12 protein-coding genes, 1 tRNA gene and 3 rRNA genes are annotated in these 20362 nt (G+C 42.3%); 4 read left to right on the top strand and 12 right to left on the bottom strand.

The features are described 5' to 3' along the window. From C9J38_RS19905 to C9J38_RS19890, 4 genes are all read left to right on the top strand, one after another. Positions 1 to 108, top strand: a 23S ribosomal RNA gene (locus tag C9J38_RS19905); the annotation flags it as partial. Between the two features lie 170 nt (positions 109 to 278). Beyond that, positions 279 to 394, top strand: a 5S ribosomal RNA gene (rrf, locus tag C9J38_RS19900). Positions 395 to 441: 47 nt separating this feature from the next. After that, positions 442 to 557, top strand: a 5S ribosomal RNA gene (gene rrf, locus C9J38_RS19895). A 33-nt stretch (positions 558 to 590) separates the two neighbouring features. Further along, a tRNA-Asp gene (locus C9J38_RS19890) sits at positions 591 to 667 on the top strand. 337 nt (positions 668 to 1004) lie between these two features. Here C9J38_RS19890 and C9J38_RS19885 read toward each other — a convergent pair. The 12 genes from C9J38_RS19885 to C9J38_RS19830 all read right to left on the bottom strand — a co-directional run bounded on the left by C9J38_RS19885 (position 1005) and on the right by C9J38_RS19830 (position 20230). After that, the gene (locus tag C9J38_RS19885) at positions 1005 to 1391 is read right to left on the bottom strand and encodes a hypothetical protein (protein ID WP_105059471.1); all 387 of its coding nucleotides are present in this window, start codon (positions 1389 to 1391) and stop codon (positions 1005 to 1007) included. Between the two features lie 241 nt (positions 1392 to 1632). After that, entirely contained in the window at positions 1633 to 3045 is a 1413-nt protein-coding gene (locus C9J38_RS19880) for a phosphoglucomutase/phosphomannomutase family protein (RefSeq protein ID WP_107208602.1), read from the bottom strand. Positions 3046 to 3107: 62 nt separating this feature from the next. Next, positions 3108 to 5513, bottom strand: a complete 2406-nt coding sequence (locus C9J38_RS19875; protein ID WP_107208601.1) for a GH36-type glycosyl hydrolase domain-containing protein — start codon at positions 5511 to 5513, stop codon at positions 3108 to 3110. A 41-nt stretch (positions 5514 to 5554) separates the two neighbouring features. Then, the gene (locus C9J38_RS19870; RefSeq protein ID WP_107208600.1) at positions 5555 to 7483 is read right to left on the bottom strand and encodes a beta-N-acetylhexosaminidase; all 1929 of its coding nucleotides are present in this window, start codon (positions 7481 to 7483) and stop codon (positions 5555 to 5557) included. A 9-nt stretch (positions 7484 to 7492) separates the two neighbouring features. Beyond that, on the bottom strand, positions 7493 to 8377 hold the full coding sequence (locus C9J38_RS19865; RefSeq protein ID WP_107208599.1) for an N-acetylglucosamine kinase: 885 nt from the start codon (positions 8375 to 8377) through the stop codon (positions 7493 to 7495). Further along, a complete protein-coding gene (locus tag C9J38_RS19860; protein ID WP_107208598.1) occupies positions 8370 to 10106 on the bottom strand; it encodes a glycoside hydrolase family 9 protein in 1737 nt (578 codons plus the stop codon). Before C9J38_RS19860 ends, C9J38_RS19865 begins: the two co-directional genes overlap by 8 nt. Before the next feature lie 110 nt (positions 10107 to 10216). Continuing rightward, on the bottom strand, positions 10217 to 11212 hold the full coding sequence (locus tag C9J38_RS19855; protein WP_005369743.1) for an ABC transporter ATP-binding protein: 996 nt from the start codon (positions 11210 to 11212) through the stop codon (positions 10217 to 10219). Positions 11213 to 11242: 30 nt separating this feature from the next. Beyond that, a complete protein-coding gene (locus C9J38_RS19850; RefSeq protein ID WP_045130276.1) occupies positions 11243 to 12214 on the bottom strand; it encodes an ABC transporter ATP-binding protein in 972 nt (323 codons plus the stop codon). Then, positions 12214 to 13257 (bottom strand): ABC transporter permease, encoded by a 1044-nt coding sequence (locus tag C9J38_RS19845; protein ID WP_107208597.1) that lies wholly within the window; start codon positions 13255 to 13257, stop codon positions 12214 to 12216. Before C9J38_RS19845 ends, C9J38_RS19850 begins: the two co-directional genes overlap by 1 nt. Before the next feature lie 2 nt (positions 13258 to 13259). Further along, complete coding sequence (locus tag C9J38_RS19840) at positions 13260 to 14246, bottom strand: ABC transporter permease (protein WP_107208596.1); 987 nt, start codon at positions 14244 to 14246, stop codon at positions 13260 to 13262. A gap of 148 nt (positions 14247 to 14394) precedes the next feature. Beyond that, complete coding sequence (locus C9J38_RS19835; protein ID WP_107208595.1) at positions 14395 to 16071, bottom strand: ABC transporter substrate-binding protein; 1677 nt, start codon at positions 16069 to 16071, stop codon at positions 14395 to 14397. A 772-nt stretch (positions 16072 to 16843) separates the two neighbouring features. Continuing rightward, the gene (locus C9J38_RS19830; RefSeq protein WP_233218541.1) at positions 16844 to 20230 is read right to left on the bottom strand and encodes a response regulator; all 3387 of its coding nucleotides are present in this window, start codon (positions 20228 to 20230) and stop codon (positions 16844 to 16846) included. Positions 20231 to 20362: the final 132 nt, after the last annotated feature.

Genomic DNA, 20362 nt, shown 5'->3' with positions numbered 1-20362 from the left:
TTAAGGTCTCTAAAGGGTTGTTGAAGACTACAACGTTGATAGGTCGGGTGTGTAAGTGCTGTGAGGCATTGAGCTAACCGATACTAATTGCCCGTGAGGCTTAACCATACAACACCCAAGGGGTTTTACTTCTCATCAGAGAAGCATCGGACTCTACAAATACTTGAATGCGTATTGAGAACAACTAGTTAGATAATTTCCAGATTTAGTGTTAGGTCACATCGCTCCTTGCCATCCATGGCATCGCGATATTAGTGAATCCTTTCACGTCGAATTTGCTTGGCGACCATAGCATTATGGACCCACCTGATCCCATGCCGAACTCAGTAGTGAAACGTAATAGCGCCGATGGTAGTGTGGGGTCTCCCCATGTGAGAGTAGGACATCGCCAGGCTTCAAATTTTAGTTTTTGTTGTTATAACAAGAACGCTAAAGAATTTACTTAGCAACCATAGCGCAGCAGAACCACCTGATCCCATGCCGAACTCAGAAGTGAAATGTTGTAGCGCCGATGGTAGTGTGGGGTCTCCCCATGTGAGAGTAGGACATTGCTAAGTTCTAAATTGCATTATGCTGAATAGACACGCTGCGGAGCGGTAGTTCAGTTGGTTAGAATACCGGCCTGTCACGCCGGGGGTCGCGGGTTCGAGTCCCGTCCGCTCCGCCACTTATATTAAGCCCTAGTCGAAAGACTGGGGCTTTTTTACATTTTGAATATATGAGTTAAATGTATTTGAGTGAGTTGGCAGTTCAGTTGGTTAGCCTCTTTATTGGAGATCTTAGCGGCCTGTCAGACCGGAGTCGCGTCCGCTCCGTCACTTCTAAAGAAGCCCTGCTTGAAGTCACAGGGCTTTGGTTTTACTTAGTTGTCATTGAAAATAGTTAAGATGATATGAGACCTCCTTTCCTACTTTATCTGAGCTTTAATAAGTGAAGCTCTGAGCGTTGGTAATACTATCGTTGTTGGTTATATTTACCTCCTTGCTCTTATTCAATGTTATGCCTTAAATTTGTTCATAGAGACCTGTATGTAATATCTCCTTTTGCTGATTATCACTACGATCACGACGATATGCACGGTAACGTGATGCTAGGTAGGTAATGAGAGCTGAAAAAACAGTATAAGCCACTAAGAAAGTGATTGGTGAATGAATAACGTTGTTAGAAAAGACCCAAATAACGCCACTGATAGTGATAGCTAATTTTGTCAGTACAGCAAGTACAAGGTAGCTCATGACATATTGAGGTTGGCGAATTGCCTGATAAGCAATGAAATAGCTTATTCCAACTGCGATAATGGCAAGGCTAAAACCCACTGTAAATGAGTGGAAATGTTCGGTGAAAAGTATGGCTAAAACGATAGCTATGATACTAAAGATAATCTTTTTCATACCGATTTCCTTGAGTGCGATAAATTTAACGCCTTTTAATCATGGACCTCAAATCGATATTTTTATGTGATTGGGCTATCTATTTTTATTTTTAGATGGGGTTATTACTGTAAATGGGCTCGATATCAAATTTTTATATGGAGGTAAATAGAATGGCAAAATATAAAAGAAAAGGGTAACTGAATGGTTACCCTCTAGCAAAGATCAGCGGTGTGATCTGCTAAAACAACAGCTATGTTTTTTAAACAGAAAGGAATGCTTTTAATTGAGCAAGTACTGCTTCTGCCTGTGGTTGATCTTCCATTTCAACAAAAATACGGAGTAATGGCTCAGTACCAGAGAAACGTGCAATCGCCCAACCGCCATTTTTAAAGTAAACTTTAGCGCCATCGGCATAGCTTACTTTTTCGATTTCATAGTCAAAATCAGGCAATGCTTTTTCTACATAGATCTTGTTGTACAGACGCTCACGTTCAGCAGGTTTAAAGGTACAATCGCCTTCTGCTGTGTAGGCATAGCCAAAGCGCCCATAGATCTCATCAAGTAATTCAGACAACTTCTTACCTGTCACGCTGATCATTTCGACCAGTAAGCTTGATGCAAATACACCATCTTTACCTTTGATATGACCACGGATTGTTAAACCACCTGAGCTTTCTCCACCAATGAGAGAATCATCAGCTTCCATTTGTGAGCTAATGTGCTTAAAGCCTACTGGCACTTCAAATGATTTCTCACCATAAGCTTCTGCAACTTTATCTAAAAGGTGGGTGGTTGCGATATTACGTACTACCGATCCTTTCCAGCCTTTATATTCAAGCATGTAGTAATAAAGTAGAAGTAGTACTTCATTCGGGTGAATAAAGTTACCTTTCTCATCAATAATACCTAAACGGTCAGCATCGCCATCAGTACCAATACCGATGTCATAACCTTCGTGAGCGACAAGATGCTTTAAACGGTAAAGCGTTGCAGCACTCGGCGATGGCATTAAACCACCAAAACCAGGGTTTTCACTATCGTTGATCACGTCAACATCACAGCGAGCACTGATCAGGACCGTTTGCAGGGCATTTTTTGCCACTCCAAACATAGGATCGATAAGAACGCGAAGATTCGCTTTTTTAATCGCTTCCATATCGATGAAATCAATAATTGAATCAACGAACTCGTTCATTGGATTGATGATTTCAACTAACTTATCGTTTTGTGCTTGTTCAAAGTCAACACGTTTTACATCCGCATCGGTTAACACTGCGATTTGTTGTTCAATCTTTTGAGTAATGATTTCATCCGCATCACGACCGCCTTCAATGAAGACTTTTATGCCGTTGTAATCTGCTGGATTGTGTGACGCAGTAATACAAGCTGAATATGTCGCACCTGTTTGTTTTGCTTTAAACATCACAACAGGGGTTGGTACGAACTTATCGATGAAGCTACATTTAATGTTGTTACCCGCTAAAACTTCAGCAAACCACGTTGCTGCTTTATCGGATAGAAAACGACGGTCGTAACCAATAATGAAACCATTTTCAGTGACTGACTCTTTGATCATGATGTTAGCAAGGGCTTGAGCTACTAAGCGTACATTTGCTTGAGTAAACTCTTCACCAATGAAGGCACGCCATCCACCTGTTCCAAACTGAATCATGGAGGAACTCCTATTTCTCTCTCAAATAAAAAGAGGGAGGTGAATTCACCTCCCTAACCGTTTTAGCCCATTACTACTGTAACAGTATTGGTTGTGCCTTCAGCTTGAGGAGCGATTGCGCCTTCGACTGTTTCACCGTTTAGCGTAATAGATTTAACGCCTTTACTTACCCCATTTGGGTTTTCAACTTTAATGTTGTAAGTCGCGCCACGCCATTCACGAGTCACTTCAAAACCAGGCCAGCTTGTTGGAATACAAGGATTAACAGTTAGACCTGCAAAGCCTGTTTGTACGCCTAGGATAAAGTTAGTTACGGCAAAATATGCCCAACCAGATGTACCTGTTAACCATGGGTGGTTTGCACGACCGTGATCTTGGTGATCACGTCCCATGATGAACTGAACGTATGAGTAAGGTTCTGCAATACGTTTTTCAATGATGTCGTTTTGGTTGTATGGGTTAAGTGCATCGTAGAACTTCATTGCACGATCACCACGACCTAGTTTCGCTTCAGCTACCCATGCCCATGGGTTTGGATGCGAGAAGATTGCACCGTTTTCTTTCACGCCTTGATATACGCGCGTAACGAAACCGATATCATCATTAGGGGTTGCGAATGATGGTGCATTTAGGTGTAGACCGTATTCAGAGAATAGGTTTTCATCAACGGCATCCATTGCTTTCTCACCACGATCTTGTGATGCCATACCAGAAAGCACAGCTAGAGTATTTGACTCTAAGTGAATACGACCTTCAGTTTGTTGCGCTGTACCGATCTTGTCACCGTCTTTTGTTAGACCACGGATGTACCAGCCACCTTCGTCATCCCATAGGTGTTGTTCACACGCTTCACGTACGTTTGCTGCCATTTCAGTGTATTTAGCAACATCTGCGTCTTTACCTTGATGCTTAGCAAGCTCGATGAATTCTTGTAATGCCCAGAAGTGAAGGAATGACACCATTGCTGACTCACCGCCACCAAGGTTTAGACAGTCATTCCAGTCTGCACGAAGACCTTTACAGATACCGGTTCGGCCTACGTATTCTGCTGAGAAATCGAGTGCGGCTTTCATGTGATCATAAACAGATGCATCACCGCCATCAGCGTATGGGATCACTTCGTCAATGAAGCTCTCTTCACCTGTTTCTGTTACGTACTTACAGATTGTTGGTACTAGCCATAGGTGGTCATCAGAACAGGTATCTTCGATACCGTGGATCTTATCTGCATCACTTGGGGTTGGAACAACTGTTGGTGATTTTGATGGCTCAACATCAGCCATGTCTGGATCGAACCAATCTGGATCAAATAGGTGTAGGCCGTAACCCGCTTTTACTTGACCACGTAGTAAGTCAACAAGACGCTTACGAGTCATCTCTGGGTTTGAGTGAGGAACAGAGATTGCATCTTGTGCGGTATCACGGTAGCCAAGACCAGTACGACCGCCCACTTCGATAAATGATGCGAAGCGTGACCAAACCACACATGTTTCAGCTTGGTATAGAGTCCATGCGTTGATCATGGTATCTAGGCCTTCGTTCGGTGATGTCACCTTGAACTTGTTACAACGGCTGTTCCAGTGTTCTTTAATTTCAGCAAATGCAGCATCGACTGCAGCGACATCTTGGTATTTTTGACGTAGGCGTTGACCTTCGTTTTTACCGACACCTAGGATGTAGCTAAAGCGCACTTCTTCACCCGGTTGGATAGTGAATTGCTTGTGTAGTGAGCCACAGTGGTTGTAACAGGTTTGTACGTGGTTAGAACAACGTCCTTTTTCAACCGCAATAGGGTTAGCTTCATCACGGTAAGCACCAAGGAAAGTGTCACGTTGACCATCATAGCTATCAGGATCAAATGTAGAAGCTAGGTAGTAGAAACCTTCTTTCTCATTGGTGTTGTAGTAAAGATCATATTCAATCACGCCGTCTTCATAAGATGTACCGGCTGAGTACAAGCTCATCTGGTGGTTTTGGTTATCAGATTGAATGTGGCTGAAAGAGAACTCAACAAATGAGAATGCACTAATAGTGCGCACTTCATCTGTCGTGTTTTTAATCACAACATCCCAAACCTCTGCATCTTCGCCTTTAGGTACGAATAATGTTTTGGTTGCTTCGATGCCGTTGTAATCACATTTGAACTTAGAGTAAGACAAACCGTGACGCACTTCGTAGGTTGCTTCATCTAGGCTTTTTGCTACTGGTTGCCATGAAATTGACCAGTAATCACCTGTCGCATCATCACGAAGGTATACGTAGTGTCCTGGGCGATCAAATGTCGCATTAGGACGGAATTTAGTTACGCGATTGTACTCTGGAGATTTGTAGAATGAGTAACCACCTGCGTTTTGTGAAATTACTGTACAGAATTTCTCTGTACCTAAGTAATTTGTCCATGGTGCTGGGACATCAGGACGAGTGATAACATATTCTCTGTTGTCGTTGTCAAAATAACCGTATTTCATTGCTTTTTAATCCTTAAAAAATTTCACTCTACTGTGCGTGGTTATTCACAGTGGCGGTAATTAATACCTGCCTTGTCCAGGTAGCTAAGTTGACCTTTTAAACGTGCTTTGAAGTCATCCCAGTTACGATATTTAGGGTCGCTCCAGCAAATCTCCGAGACTGCCAGTAAGCGGGGGTAAATCATATATTCAAATCGGCTTTGGTTATTTACTAATTCTGACCAAAGGGCGGTTTGAATGCCTAAAATGTGCTGCCGCTCAGAGTTTTCCTCGGCGAGATCACTGAGTGGGTAATAATTGTAAACTTTATCGAGGGGTAACTTTCCAGCCCAATCAACACCTGCTTCATCTGCCGAGTAGCCTTGAGCTAAATCTAAGTACGTCGCTTGTGCTGGCTGCATCACAATGTCGTAGCCTTTTTGGATACATTCCAATCCAGCCTGTTCACTTTGCCATGAGAAGATGATGGTATTTTTACTGACCTTCTCACCATGGGTTGCTTCTTCCCAACCCATCATGCGCTTACCTTTACCTTCTAGTACTTCTTCGGCAAAACGTAATAGGTGCCCTTGCAGTTCTTTGGGATCGTGATAGTCATGCTCTGCCATGAATTTTTGGCAAGCAGGGCTATCTGTCCAAACACCGACAGGGACTTCATCTGCACCAATATGAACGAAAGGTGCGGGGAATAGATCGCATATTTCCGAAAGTACATTGCTAATAAAGCTGTAAGTGCCTTTTAGTGCAGGCGATAAGATGTTGTCGTTATAGTTTTGAATGCTGCGATAAACAGATTTATCATCTGGATCAATCAACAAATCAGGGAGTGATAAAATAGCAGCACGACAGTGGCCAGGGATATCTATTTCCGGAATGATCATGATCCCACGATCAGCGGCATACGCAATGACATCACGAATTTCTTGTTTTGAATAAAATCCACCATAGCGCTGAGCAATGTGGCTAAATTGTGGAGCGATCACTTCATTTGGACCACGCCAAGCACCGATACGGGTGAGTTCAGGGTAGGCATCAATTTCAACGCGCCAGCCTTCGTCATCGGTTAAATGCCAATGAAACGTATTAAATTTGTAGCGTGCTAATTGATCGATAAGATGTTTTATACGCTCAACAGGGTGAAAGTGGCGACCACAATCGAGCATCATACCGCGATAACCAAAATGCGGTTTATCATTAATATCTACCATTGGGATCTGGTAGGTGCTATCAGCTTGATGCGATGGTTTACTTGGTATTAATTGAAGTAAACTTGAAGTTGCGTAGACAAAACCAGATGCTGAATTAGCTTGGATCCAGACGTTATCGTTTTCAACGAGTAAGCGATAGCCTTCATCTACAAGGTCTTTATTTACAGTATAATGAATGTTGCCTTGCTGATTAACCGGCACGTGTTCATTCAATAAGGTATTGAGTTCTGCTTGTAACCAATTTACTGCACCTTGCGCTAATGTTGGTGGTGTTGAAATGGCAGTATGTTGATTTATATGAAAAGAGCCCTGTAGTTGCGTTATCTTGCTAGGTTTAGGGATCAAAGCAATATCAGCCGCTTTAACGGGTAGCGGTGTGTTGTAGCGTTCAACAGCAGGTTGATCAAGATTGATAGTACTGATGTCGACTTTTAACGGCTTAATGTACTCAGCGGTTGATGCTAATGAGATAAATGCATCTAAAATACCGTCGTCATAAAGCGTAAATGGTGCAGTACCGACCGTGAACTCGGTATAAAAAAGACCATTTGCAGGTAAATTGTCCGTGGCTGTTAATGTACAGTAACTCCCCGTTTGGCTGATAGCGCCTTTGCTTAACGTCTCGGCTCTAACGAAACGATTAAACAAAAAATGTAATGACCAATTTTGTAGTGGAGTATCGGTTAAATTATGTAAGCTTAATGCAAAACGAGATTCGTTTTCTTTTTTATCGATTACAGTTAAATCAAGGCGGTAACTCATCATTCCCCCTTAAAGTTTATATAAATCGTGATTACTACGTGCCATAGCAATCGCGCCATCCATAGCATCACCTTGTGGTGTTGCTATACGTTGCTGCATAGGTGGTACTAACCATGCATGAATACGTTCTGCAATGCTGCCCATGAGGCAAATTTTGTCAGCGCCACGCACAACTAATGCATTCATCCACATTTCTATATCGCGCGCTGTTTGCGATAGCATATCTATCGCGAGTTTATCGCCTTGTGCTGCATGGGCAAAAATGCTCGGTGAAAATTGACCATAATCACAAGGACGCGCTGCTTTTGACCACAATACGATATTGTCGATATCATGATTAAAATATGTGAGTACAGAGCGAGCAAGCGGTGTTTGTTCAACAATACCATCAACACTTAATAGTACTTGTTGAATCAAACGCAGACCCATAACAGCACCGCCGCCTTGATCTGAAATCGGGAATTCACGACCGCCAACCACATGCTGTTGACCATCTTTTAATAAGATCCCACAAGAGCCAGTACCAGCAATTAATATCGCGCCATCTTTACCTCCCCAAGCACCTAAACAAGCACCATACGCATCGGTATTTAATGTTATGGCACCGTAAGGGTGAGGCTGTTTCATGAAGTTATACCAAGCCTCTTGTTGTTCAGCGCCTGCGAGTGCTAGGCCTACTGACATATAACGAAAATGGCTATTATTAAGATTTGCTTGGCTTGCCGCAGTTGCTATCGCATCATTGATCGATGCCATAGCAACGCTACTGCCTAATAGAATATTCGCGCTACCCGTTTTTGCTTCACCTAAAGTATTACCATCGAGATCACAGATGCGTGCACGGCAAGATGTACCACCGCCGTCAATGCCAACTAAGTAACGAATATCAGCCATGGCAGCGCTCCTTAAATTGCATCGTAATTGCAAGTAAGTACCAGCCGCCATGTGGGATCCATTGCTCACCCCAGCGCCAATTTTGCAGCATATCGTCTTTTTGACCATCAGGGTTGAATGCGATGTCGTCTTCGTTTTCAAAGCCTGAAGTGATGCCGTTACAAACACCGCCTTTGGCGTTACTGAATCCTAAGTGAGGTAAGTAATTTGGGTTGTTATGACCATGACCATCTAACATACACATGTCATACGGGTTTAAACCGACTATCCAGTCAAGCGAACGTTGACCAAATTGCATTAAGCCTTGACGTAATGTTGGGTCTTGAACATAGTTCTGTGCCATAAAAGCCATGGTTGCTAATGACGCGAGACGTGCATTTTCGCCTTGCCACCAGTAACCTGACTCATTGTTATGGGCAATAAAGAAAGCTGTTTTCTTTTCACCATCGACAGCTTTAGTGTATTGGCGAGGGTAGTGAAATGGGTTATTTACTTCTTTTGTAATCGCTAACTCAAAGTTCAGCGCGTTACATAACACTTGTTCAATTGGCTTTTTGAAATTGGGATCCGTTTCTGCACTTAAATATTGCATCAGAGCAATGGCAGGAAGGCCTGCTTCAGCGGCATGGAAATAAGGACGTTCCCCGTTTTCAGTCGCAGACCAGAAATATTCAATATTCTCATCTGACATTTGACGCTTAGCCAAACGTACAGCCCACTCTCGCATTTCGACTAAATAGCGATCTTGGTGAGTACTACGGAATAACTCAACGGCGGCTAATAAGGCACAATACTCATCAATAATGTTTTCCGTACTATCGTTTAAGTATTCAGTATTGTGTTGTTTTAAATGCCAATAGCCAAGTTCAGCCGCTTGAAGGTAACGCTCGGTCTCGATGCCAGTAAAAGCCCCTAAGCGAGTGCTTGATTCTAGTTGAGCAATACGAGAAAGCGCTGCTAATGCTGCAATGGTAACCCCACCACCTTGACGGAAGCCGGCTTGATAATCGTCTGACTTGATGCCTTCTTGAGTTGAATAAGCACAAATGTCACGTTGTTGCGGGGATTTGCTCCATTTGTCGAATACCGTCATATAGAAATAGCCCTGCGCGTGTTGCATGCGCAGTAAGAAATCGGCACCGAAAGTGGCTTCTTCAAGTAAACGTACACGAGTAAAGTCTGCAATATCGTCTTGCTGATCTAACTCTTCATAGGCTTTTAGCATGTTCCACACAATCATTGGGGTTTGTTGTGGATTTAAAAAATTACTAAAAGATAAATGGCTTAGGTATTTACTTACATCGCCTGATGCATCATACCAACCACCGTGAACGTCTACGGTTTGATCTGAATTGAGTACAACAGCATTTTTATCAGCTTGATCGAAAATACCGCTGCAACGTTGAGATTTAAAGTAGTGAAGAACATCACTAAAGGTTTGTTGCATTAACACACCTTCAGCAATGGTAAAAACAGTTGATTCGCTGTTTGCGTAGCGAATACGGAACTCACCAAGTTGTTGGCAAGAAGAGAAATCAATAAGGTAAATATTACCGGTATGCCATTGTGCTATGTTGTCATAGGCATGTAATGGCAGCTGCATGATAGTGGTGTTCGTCTGGTTACAAACAAGTTCTGCAGTACCGGTTAAAGTCTGAGAGTTGGTTTGTAATAAAGCGTGTTTTACGTTGAAACGCTCATAGCCCAGATGGTTAGTTAACAGCTGCATGGATCCTCCTAGTGTCGCCAAATAAAGGTGGTTTCAGCATTGTGAAACCACCATTTAACAGCTAAGGCGACCAATAACGCAGATAAGTCGTTTTTAGTAACGAGCTATTATTAATTTTCGTATAAGTAACAACGTACAAAGTGATTGTCAGATAATTGAGTCACACCTGGAAGTTTTTCACGGCACTTATCGGTAACGTGAGTACAGCGACCTGCAAATGGGCAACCCGCGCTTTCTGGCGTCCATAGCGGGATCTCGCCTTTATTACCTTTTAGTTTTTCATGAATAGACTTACTTGGATCGGGAACTGCTGATACAAGTAATTGGGTATACGGGTGTTGTGGATCGTGAATGATCTCTTCCGTATCGCCCCATTCAACCATGTGACCAACGTACATAACCGCTAGATCTTCAGCAATGTAACGTGCTGTTGCGATATCGTGGGTGATGTACAGTAGTGCCATTTCACGTTCAAACTTCATTTCTTCCATCAGGTTTAGTACACCTGCACGAATAGAAACGTCGAGCATTGATGTTGGCTCATCAGCAAGTACGACTTCAGCACCCACCGCAATGTTACGCGCTAAGTTAACACGTTGACGTTGGCCGCCAGACAGCTGGTGGGGGAATTTCGCAGCTGTCTCCTTTGGTGGGATCAAGCCAACTTGTTCTAGTAGGTTGTAAACCGTTTCTTCTAGCTCTTTTTTATTGCCTGACTTCACTTTGTTGTGGATCAGTAACGGACGAGCAATATGGTGGAAAATAGTATGAGTAGGGTTTAAAGAACCGAATGGGTCTTGCCATACCATTTGCACACCTTGGCGGTAATTCATTAAGTCATCATGTTTAGTGATTGACTGGATATCACGACCAAAATATTCAATTGTGCCATCTGTTGGCGCGTACATTTTTGCAATCATTTTCGCAGTCGTTGATTTACCAGAACCTGATTCACCAACAACTGAAAGACCACGACTTTTGTACATTTTGAAAGACACGTCGTTGATTGCACGCATCTTTGATTTCTTTAATGAATTACTGTTAACGGAAAAATCTTTAATTAGATTTTTACCTTCAATAATTGGATTTCCGACAGGTTTGCTCATAATGCCTCCTAAATACTGCCTATTATTTTATTAACCACGTTTAGTGAATAGGTGGCAGTTTGATAAACGTCCTGGTTCAATTTGTGTCAGCTGGGTTGGTGTTTTAAAACAAGCATCGGTTGTTTTGCTACAACGTGCTTGGAAACGACAACCTTGTGGTACTTCTAGTAAGTTCAATGGGTTACCAGGAATACCTGTTAACTTTGTTTTTGGACCAGTTAGAGGAGGGAATGAGCTACCCAAGCCCTCAGTATATGGGTGGAACGGTGTTTCTAGAATTTGCTTAGAAGGGGCAACTTCAATTAATTCACCTGAATACATGATGCCGATACGGTCAGAGAACTCGACCATTAATGACAAGTCATGAGTGATGAATAGGATTGAGAAACCAAATTCTTCTTTTAATGCGTAAATCTTTTGTAGAATTTCACGTTGAACCACAACATCAAGTGCTGTTGTTGGTTCATCCATGATGATCATCTTAGGATTTAGCGCAAGAGCAATCGCGATAACCAAACGTTGACGCATACCACCAGAAAACTGGTGAGGGTAATCACGTAAACGGCTAGGGTGGATATCAACGATTTCTAATAGGCCTTCAGCACGGCGAACTGCTTGCTGACGAGACATATTAGTGTGGCGCATGATTACGTCACAAAATTGCTCTTCCATGGTTAATACAGGGTTCAAAGCGTTCATTGCACTTTGGAACACCATCGACATTTCGCTCCAACGGAAGGCTGACATTGCCATATCCGATTTCTTTAAAATGTCACCATGGCCTTCAAAAATTACTTCACCACCGGTAATGAATGCTGGCGGCTTATGCAGACGCATCAGTGAGAAGGCAACAGTGGATTTACCACAGCCTGATTCACCTGCAAGACCGAATATCTCACCTTTACCAATGTCAAAGCTGACATTATTTACTGCGCGAACATCACCGGCATCTGTAATGTAATCAACACACAAGTTACGAATTGAGATTTGTGGATTGGTCATTATTTATCTCCCCCTTGTAGGGCTGGCTGAGGAGCGTCCACAGCGTTTGCTTCTTTTTCTTCTTTTGCATTCTTAGCATTTTCTTTTGCTAAGTTTTTCCAGCGGCGCATGCCTTTGTGTGAACGTAACTGCGGGTTGGCAATTTCATCAACAGCAAAGTTAAGCATCGCAAGACCGATAGCAATCAGTGTTAGTGCAACACATGGTGCTAATAGCTCCCACCAAGCGCCAACTAACATTGAAGATGATGTTTGTACGTTGTACAGCATCACACCCCAGCTTACTGAGTTCGGGTCACCTAAGCCTAAGAATGACAGTGTTGCTTCAGTCATGATGGCAAGCATTACCGAGCCGATGAAGCTTGCACCAACGATTGAGATTAGGTTCGGTAGAATCTCAACAAAGATAATACGCCATGAGGATTCACCTAATACTTCTGCTGCTTTTACAAATTCCTTTTCACGCAGTGATAAGGTTTGCGCTCGGACAACACGTGCGCCCCATGCCCAGGAGGTCATGGCAATAACCACCGCAATGGTCATTGGACCTGTTTGACCAATAAAGGCTGCGATAACAAACAGTAAGGGGAGCTGCGGTAGAACTAACATGATATTCATCGCAGCGGTTAAGACTTCATCGACTTTACCGCCAAAATAACCTGCTGAAATACCAATGATGGTTGCTAGGAAACACACCATTAAACCTGCACCAAAACCTACCGCTAGTGAAGTACGCGCGCCATATACTAGCTGAGACCAGATATCACGACCCATACGAGATGTGCCTAGTAGGTGCTCTGCATCTTTGGACATTAATAGACGACGCTTGTTATCAGCTAAGTTTTCAGCGATCCAACCGTCTGGATTATCTTGTGCTGCTTTTACTACAAACGCAGGGTACTCATGAGGTTTTCCTGTTCGTTTGTCTGGTGAAAACTGTGTAATCAGCGGAGCAAAAATAGCCCCTAGAATAAAAATAGTGATGATGCTAAGGCCAAACATAGCCTTAGGGTTACCAGATAATAATTTAAATAAGGCTTTCATAATTATTTGCCTCCTTTACGTAGGCGAGGATCTAGCACAACGATCAGGATGTCGGCCATGAAGTTAAAGAACAGCATGAACATAGTCATAATAAGTAACTGACCTTGAAGAACTTGGTAATCACGTGAGTGGATAGCATTAAGCATTACGGTACCAAGACCTGGGTAGTTAAAGATGATTTCGACAATTAACTGACCACCAATCGCCATACCTAGTGCCATAGAAAGTGCTGTTACACTTGGTAGCATTGCGTTACGTGCTGCGTAGTTAAATACCACACGGTTTTCACTTAAGCCCTTACCTTTTGCCATTGTGATGTAATCTTCGTTTAGCAGGTTGATCATGTTATTACGCATATTGATCAAGAAACCGCCGATTTGAATGACTGTGGCACAGAATAGTGGTAGTGCTGCGTGGTAAAGCACGTCTTTGTAGAAAGCCCAGCTTGACCAGTCAGGAATAACGCCCGGCGTATATGCATTGCCTGTAGGGAACCAACGCAAGCCGATAGCAAAGGTGAACATCACAAGCATTGCAATTACAACCGGTGGAACTGCTTGAATAACCAACATACCTGGTGAAATGAATGCATCATAAGTACTGCCGCGTTTCCATGCCGCAAAAATACCTAGTACAGAGCCAATACAGAAAGAAAGCATTACAGCTGAGCCAGCTAAAAATAGTGACCAGCCTACAGCGCCACCTAACAGTTCATTAACTGATAGTGGATAAAATTTGATTGAGGTACCTAGGTTCCACGTAAACACGTTAGCTAGGTAAGAAAAGTATTGTTCATATATTGGACCATCAACAAAGCCTAATAGCTTTTTCATGGCTTCAATACGCTCAGGGGTTACCTGTGCGGTTGCGTTCGCGAACATCATGGTAACTGGGTCACCAGGCATTGCACGCGGAAGAATAAAGTTTAGCGTTGCCGCGAAAATCAGCGCGATAAAATAAAACGATAAACGACGTAGAAAAAATCCCATAACTCACACCTTACACATCCAGCTTGCCTTCCTGAGCTGAATTCAGGACGTAAAACCCCCTGACGCAAGGCGCCATACCTTTTATAGAAGAAAGGATTGAGGGGAAGAGGCGGTGCACAAGGCGTGCACCGCAAATATTAAGCAGATATTATGCTTTTGGTTTTAGATCCAGTACTTGAAGTAGACGCTCAGGAACACCAGCCCATACCATTGGACGGCCTTGAGGGTTCTTCTCATTCCACCAACCAGTGAAGCGAGTTTCGTTGTATTGGAAGTTGTTTGCACCAGACATCACTGGAATCGTGATTTGATTTTCAGCGATGATTTTCTGGATGCTATGAGCAATCTTCAACTGCTCATCTTTGTTAGCTGTTTTGTAGAAGCTGTCTAGTAGCGAGTCTAGCTCTGCATTCTTGAAGTAGTGCATTGCAAAACGAGGCATACCTTCACCAGATTGTAGGCGTGAGTTGTACGCGCTATCCCAGTATAGGTGTGGATCAGCACCGTGGAAGTAGTTTGTGTAAGCTACATCGTAAGTACCGTTTAGCATCGCTTCGTTGTAAACAGCGAAGTCAGGTGTACTTGCTTTCGCGTTAATTCCCGCTTCTTGAAGCTGCTCTACACCTAGCTGTACAGTGTTGTTGAAGTCAGTCCAACCGTTTGGAGACTGAACTGTAAGTTCGATCTTCTTACCTGTTGGTGTTTCTACGAAACCGTCGCCATCAGTATCTTTAAAGCCTGCTTTCGCTAGTAGCTCTTTAGCACCTTTCACATTGTATGTGTTAAATGCTTTGTACTTGTTGTGTACCGCTTCATCTGACCAAGTTTTGAAACCATCACCTAGGCCCGATGCGTAATCGTTCGGCATACCTGCACCGTAGAATGCGATGTCGATGATTGTTTGACGGTCGATAGCCATTGAGAACGCACGACGGAAATCAACATTGTTGATCGCTTCTTTGTTACCATCTTTTGGCGACTTGAAGTTCAACATGAATGACTGAGTGCCCGCAGCTGGGTACCAGTATTTGTGATTTGGGTTTGCCGCAGCGTAAGTGCTGTCGATGTCTGGAATGAACGATGAAGTCCAATCTAGCTCAGAGTTAATGATCTTTGTTAGCAACTGATCGTTGTTCGCGATCTGAGGAACACGTAGACAGTCAACTTCTAGGTTGTCGTTATCCCAGTAGTTAGGATTACGACATTGAACGTATAGCTGAGGAGTGAATGTATCAATCTCAGTAAACGGACCTGTACCTACTGGATTTTCGTTAGTGAAAGTTGTTGGGTTTTCAACTTTGCTCCAGATGTGCTTAGGCACTACTGGTACGAAAGAAATTTCGAAAGGAACGTTCGAGTTCGCTTCAGTTAGATCGAAGATAACCTTGTTACCGTCTTGCTTAACTGATTTAACCCACTTGTTGATACCACGTTGATCTAGTTCTGGATTCTTCTTAAGTAGGTCAAAAGAATAAACTACATCATCAGCAGAAAACGCTTTACCGTCAGACCACTTAACGCCATCACGGATTTCGAACGTTACTTGCATTAGGTCGTCAGACATGTAGTAGTCTTTCGCCAAACGCATTACTGGCTCGTTACCTTTCATTTGGTTGAAAACAACCAATGGCTCGTAAACGAATTCAGTCGTAGTACGAAGGTTTGTAGCTAGGAATGGGTTAAAGTTACGTACCATTGTAGGGTAAAAGTCTGGTACGACTGTTAGCTGGCTTTTCTCTGCTGCAGACGCTACTGGTGCTGTAAAAGCGGTTGCTGCTGCAACAACGGCAAGTGCTAACTTAGTTTTGTTAATATTGGCAAGCATAGCTGTTCCTTACTCTTTGCTCTGTTTCACTTAATGGAAATTAAAGTTTGCTCCATCATTGGAGCCCTTGAACTTACTTCATCGGAACTGAGTAACGCTGAACCGGTGAATGGCCTTGTAAGCTCTCAGTGCGTTAAATATTCGCTGTAATGGATAAATCGTCAATCAAGCTTCCCGTCAAAATTGTCAAAATAACCAATAACAACGTCAAAAACGTTAATTTTAGGTTTTGTTGTTACCGATGAGTAGATGTTAAATGTGTGTTACATCACATTTGTATCTATCGGTGGTGAAATGATGTTTTGAGTTTATCTGGTTTTAACTTGTTGTTTTTATTTGCTTTTATTGTTTTCGTTTGGTTTTTTTTATGTAATGTGTGTTTTTTGAGTCGTTATTTCTGTGTGTAAAATTTATCATCAATGTTTGTTGTGATTCGCTTCTCATAAACAAAAACTAATTCCCTCTTCTCTCGTTATGGACCTAATTTAGCTTAAATTGCTTTAAAAACAGCTAAAATATAGAGTGTGATTGATGTCATTTTTAGGGTTTTTAATGTGATATTTTCTTATTAAAAATAACAGTTTCATCTGGTGAACAAGAATTAAAAAAGCCATATCGTTATGCTGCTAGATGAGGCTCATCTGACGTGAATATTTGCTTATGGGTGTAATGCTAAAGAGATAATAAGAAGGATGTTTTTCACGTTCGTATCTTACAGGCATAAAAAAGGCTCCCGTAAGAGCCTTGATATTTAGGGTGTAATAAGACTTGATCAGCTGGTACTAATGGTATGGTGTAGTTTGTCTCGCATTGCCACTACATGTTGGCGCTCTACTGTTGTTTGAGTACAGCGCTCTAGAACGTAATCCATGGTGTTGAGCACTGTACGCCAACGTGGGGTCTTGGGTAACGTATCGATATGGAGATATTTATCAAGAGTACGTGTTTGTAAGGTGCTGCGATCAAGATACACACGCCACAATCCACTTTCCTCTGCTAATTCAAATTTGGTTTTCTTGGCGTCATTTTCCCATAATGAAAGCGTCATCGTCATCGACTCAACCATAAGTTGACGAATAATATCTCCTTTATTTTGTCCGCTACCATCCAGCTTATCAGCCAAGCGTGTGAATTCACCACCAAGCTCTCTGAGTTGCTGTAAGTTATTCTTGTCGCCGTTAAAAGCAAACTCTGACAGCATATCAACCGCATTTTCTAGTAAGCCTATACGATGATCTGCCGAAGGACCTTGGTTATCAAAAACAAACATTTGTTTAAGTCCTGATTCTTCAGGAAGGTTAATAATGTCGGTTGATAATGTTTGGATCTCGTCATTAATAATGAAGCTCAACTTGCCATTGTAATGGTGGCTGTCGTTAATACCTATTGGTAGCTCTGTGGCGATAATATCTGAAATGGTATGGCGCTCAAGTTGTTCTGGTGAGCGTTTAAATAACTTACCCGCGGCGCTATTAACATAGCGAATACGACCTTCACTTTGTACACAGATAATTGCTTCACTGGTTGAGTCAAGAAGCCCTAGCAAGCGGCTTTGCGCCTCTAGTAAGCTGGTTTCTACTTGCTCTCGACGATAAATCTCTTGCTGTAAGCTTTGGTTCTTTTGCTTTTCATGTTCTGTCTTACTGGCTTGCAGGTAAGCTTGAATACGAGCAATTAACTCTTCTTTATTAAAAGGTTTAGTTAAGTAGTCATTAGCCCCACACTCAAAACCTTTGATACGATCTTGAATTTGTCCTAATGCAGACAACATCATTATTGGTAATTCAAAAATCGAGTATTGCTTTCTTAATAGGGTACAGACTTCGTAGCCACTCATTTCCGGCATCATAATATCGAGTAAGATCAGATCTGGACGTTGTTGTTGGACAATATCTAATGCCTGATGACCGCTCTCTGCAGTTTTTACTCGATAGCCAGCAAGTCGGAGAAAATTATTTAAAATCTGTAGGTTTACGGGTTCATCATCAACCACAAGAATAAGATCACCTTCAGGGTTTTCAGGTAAATTGGTGCTTTCACAACTTCTGGAATCTAATGCCGGTACTTGGAAGTGCTGAAGTATAGAGTCATTAGGTATCGCATTGATCTGCTCATTGGTTGCAAGGTTTAAGGTAAAACTAAAGGTAGTGCCAATCATAGGTTGACTACTTACATATAAGCGCCCGCCCATTAATTCAATAAGTTGGCGACTAATTGATAAACCTAGACCAGCCCCTTGTCGATAGTTGGTCGAATTTGAGTTTGCTTGAATAAGGGGCTCAAAAATATGCTCTAACTGTTCACTTGGAATACCTTGCCCCGTATCGACGACTTGTACACGTAATTGCTGTTCTAATACTGTGGCAGAGATAATGATCTTACCTTCAGATGTGTACTTAATCGCGTTACCGACAAGGTTATAAAGTACTTGTTCTAAACGTTGCTCATCGGCATCAACGAGTGGCAAATCTGCAGGAATTTGATTAATGATCCTTACCGGTTTGTTACCAAGCAGGTGACTAGAAAGCTCCAGTACTAATCTCACCGCGGCTGACAGATCGATCGCATGGCGATGGATATCTAAATCGCCATAACGCATCTTGTGATAATCCAGCAAATCATCGACAAGGTTAGTTAGGCGTTGCCCACTATTGATGATCATTTCTAACTGACGACGTTGAGAATCTTTTACGGGTCCATTCGCTCCAGCAAGTAAAGATTCTGCAATCCCGACCATGCCATGAAGTGGGGTGCGTAATTCATGGGATGTGGTTGCAAGGAACTCATCTTTTAGCTTATCTGCTGTTTGTAGCTCATTGTTTTTCTGCTTGATAATCTTAAGGCTTTGTTCTAATTCGTCATTTTGAGTTTTGATTAAACCTATCTTTTCGCGAATAGAGCGCTGCATACGTGAAAAGCTTATCGCCAAGCGACCAATTTCATCACTACGTTCAGTGCCTTCGATGACTTGGTCTAAATCGCCACCAGAGGCTTTTTCTGCCGCCCAAGTTAACCGCAGTAAGGGGGCGGTAATTGAATTAGACAATAAGTGAGAGGCAAAGATCACCAAAATAATCGCGCTGATCATTGCCACACCAAATATTTTTTCTAATTCAGTAATACGAGCAAAGGCTTCTTTTTCTGGTAGTTCAACGACTAGTGCCCATTTATTGTTAAGGATATCGAGTGGTGAAAAGGCACTCAATACTGAAATGTTATCGTAGTTTTTAAAGCTACCCACGCCTGATTTGCCAGCCAGTGCTTCCCTGATACTTTCACTTTTTAACGTTGTGGGAACCCCTGTTTCTGCCGCGAAACGCAGTTTGTGATCTTGACCAATCAATAAAGTTTGAACGTAGTTCGCATTATTACCAAGGTCTTGAATAAGCTCAGAAATCGCTTTATTACTTAACTCCATAAAGACGTAACTGTGCAAATAGCCTTGCTGAATGATCGGGGCGGCGAACCATGCGGTTGTGTCGTCTGTGTTTGCAGATTGACTAAAATCGGTAAAAGTAACCGGTACTTGATCAGGTTTAGCCTGACTTTGTTTGGTTTTTGTAGTAATCGCTTCAAAGGTTTGTTTTAAAGCTGGCGATGCTAGGGCGTTGGTAAGTAAATTGACGCCAAACAACTGGTGATTGTGAACGGAGTAAACCACGTTGCCTGAACGATCAACTAACATGATATCTTTGAAGTCAGAGCGTTTTAAATACTCTTTATAAACAGCGTTGTAGCGCTTATACATCAAACGATAGCGCTCATGTCCTACATAAGTCGTTTTATTATGGGACTCATTTTTTTGGGTAAGGGTTTGCGAGAAATAATTAGCATGTCCTTGAGATGCAAGTTGCTGCTCTATGTCTCCGAGTTGATGGTAAGCACCGACTAAGCCATAAAAACGACCGCCACTGTTATTCGATAATTCAGAGCGAGCGAAACTCTTCACCTCAGATTCTTTCGCTGCGAAAAAGCTATAAAGCTGCTTTTGCTTATTATCACGTAAAGAAGCTAAGTGATTGATACTTTGTTCAGCAAGATCTTTGGTATGAGAGTTTAGAAAATATAGGGCAGATAAAACCAAAGGTGTGATGCTAAGCACAATAAAGGCCAACATTAGCGTATGTTGGAGACGTTTAAATCGTTTGGTATTCTGCATTCCGGTGCCTGAATAAAATGATTATCGTTCGATTTGGATTGAGGAACAGTGACTAACGTTAAATTATAAAACGTTTTAAAAGTAACGTTTTTGACAATTTTTCCGTTCGTTAGAAATCACTAAGTCCATATA

The organism is Photobacterium sp. GB-210, from assembly GCF_003026075.1.
GTDB lineage: Bacteria > Pseudomonadota > Gammaproteobacteria > Enterobacterales > Vibrionaceae > Photobacterium.
Note: the sequence above shows the minus strand (reverse complement) of the source record. Positions and strands in the feature narration are given on the sequence as shown.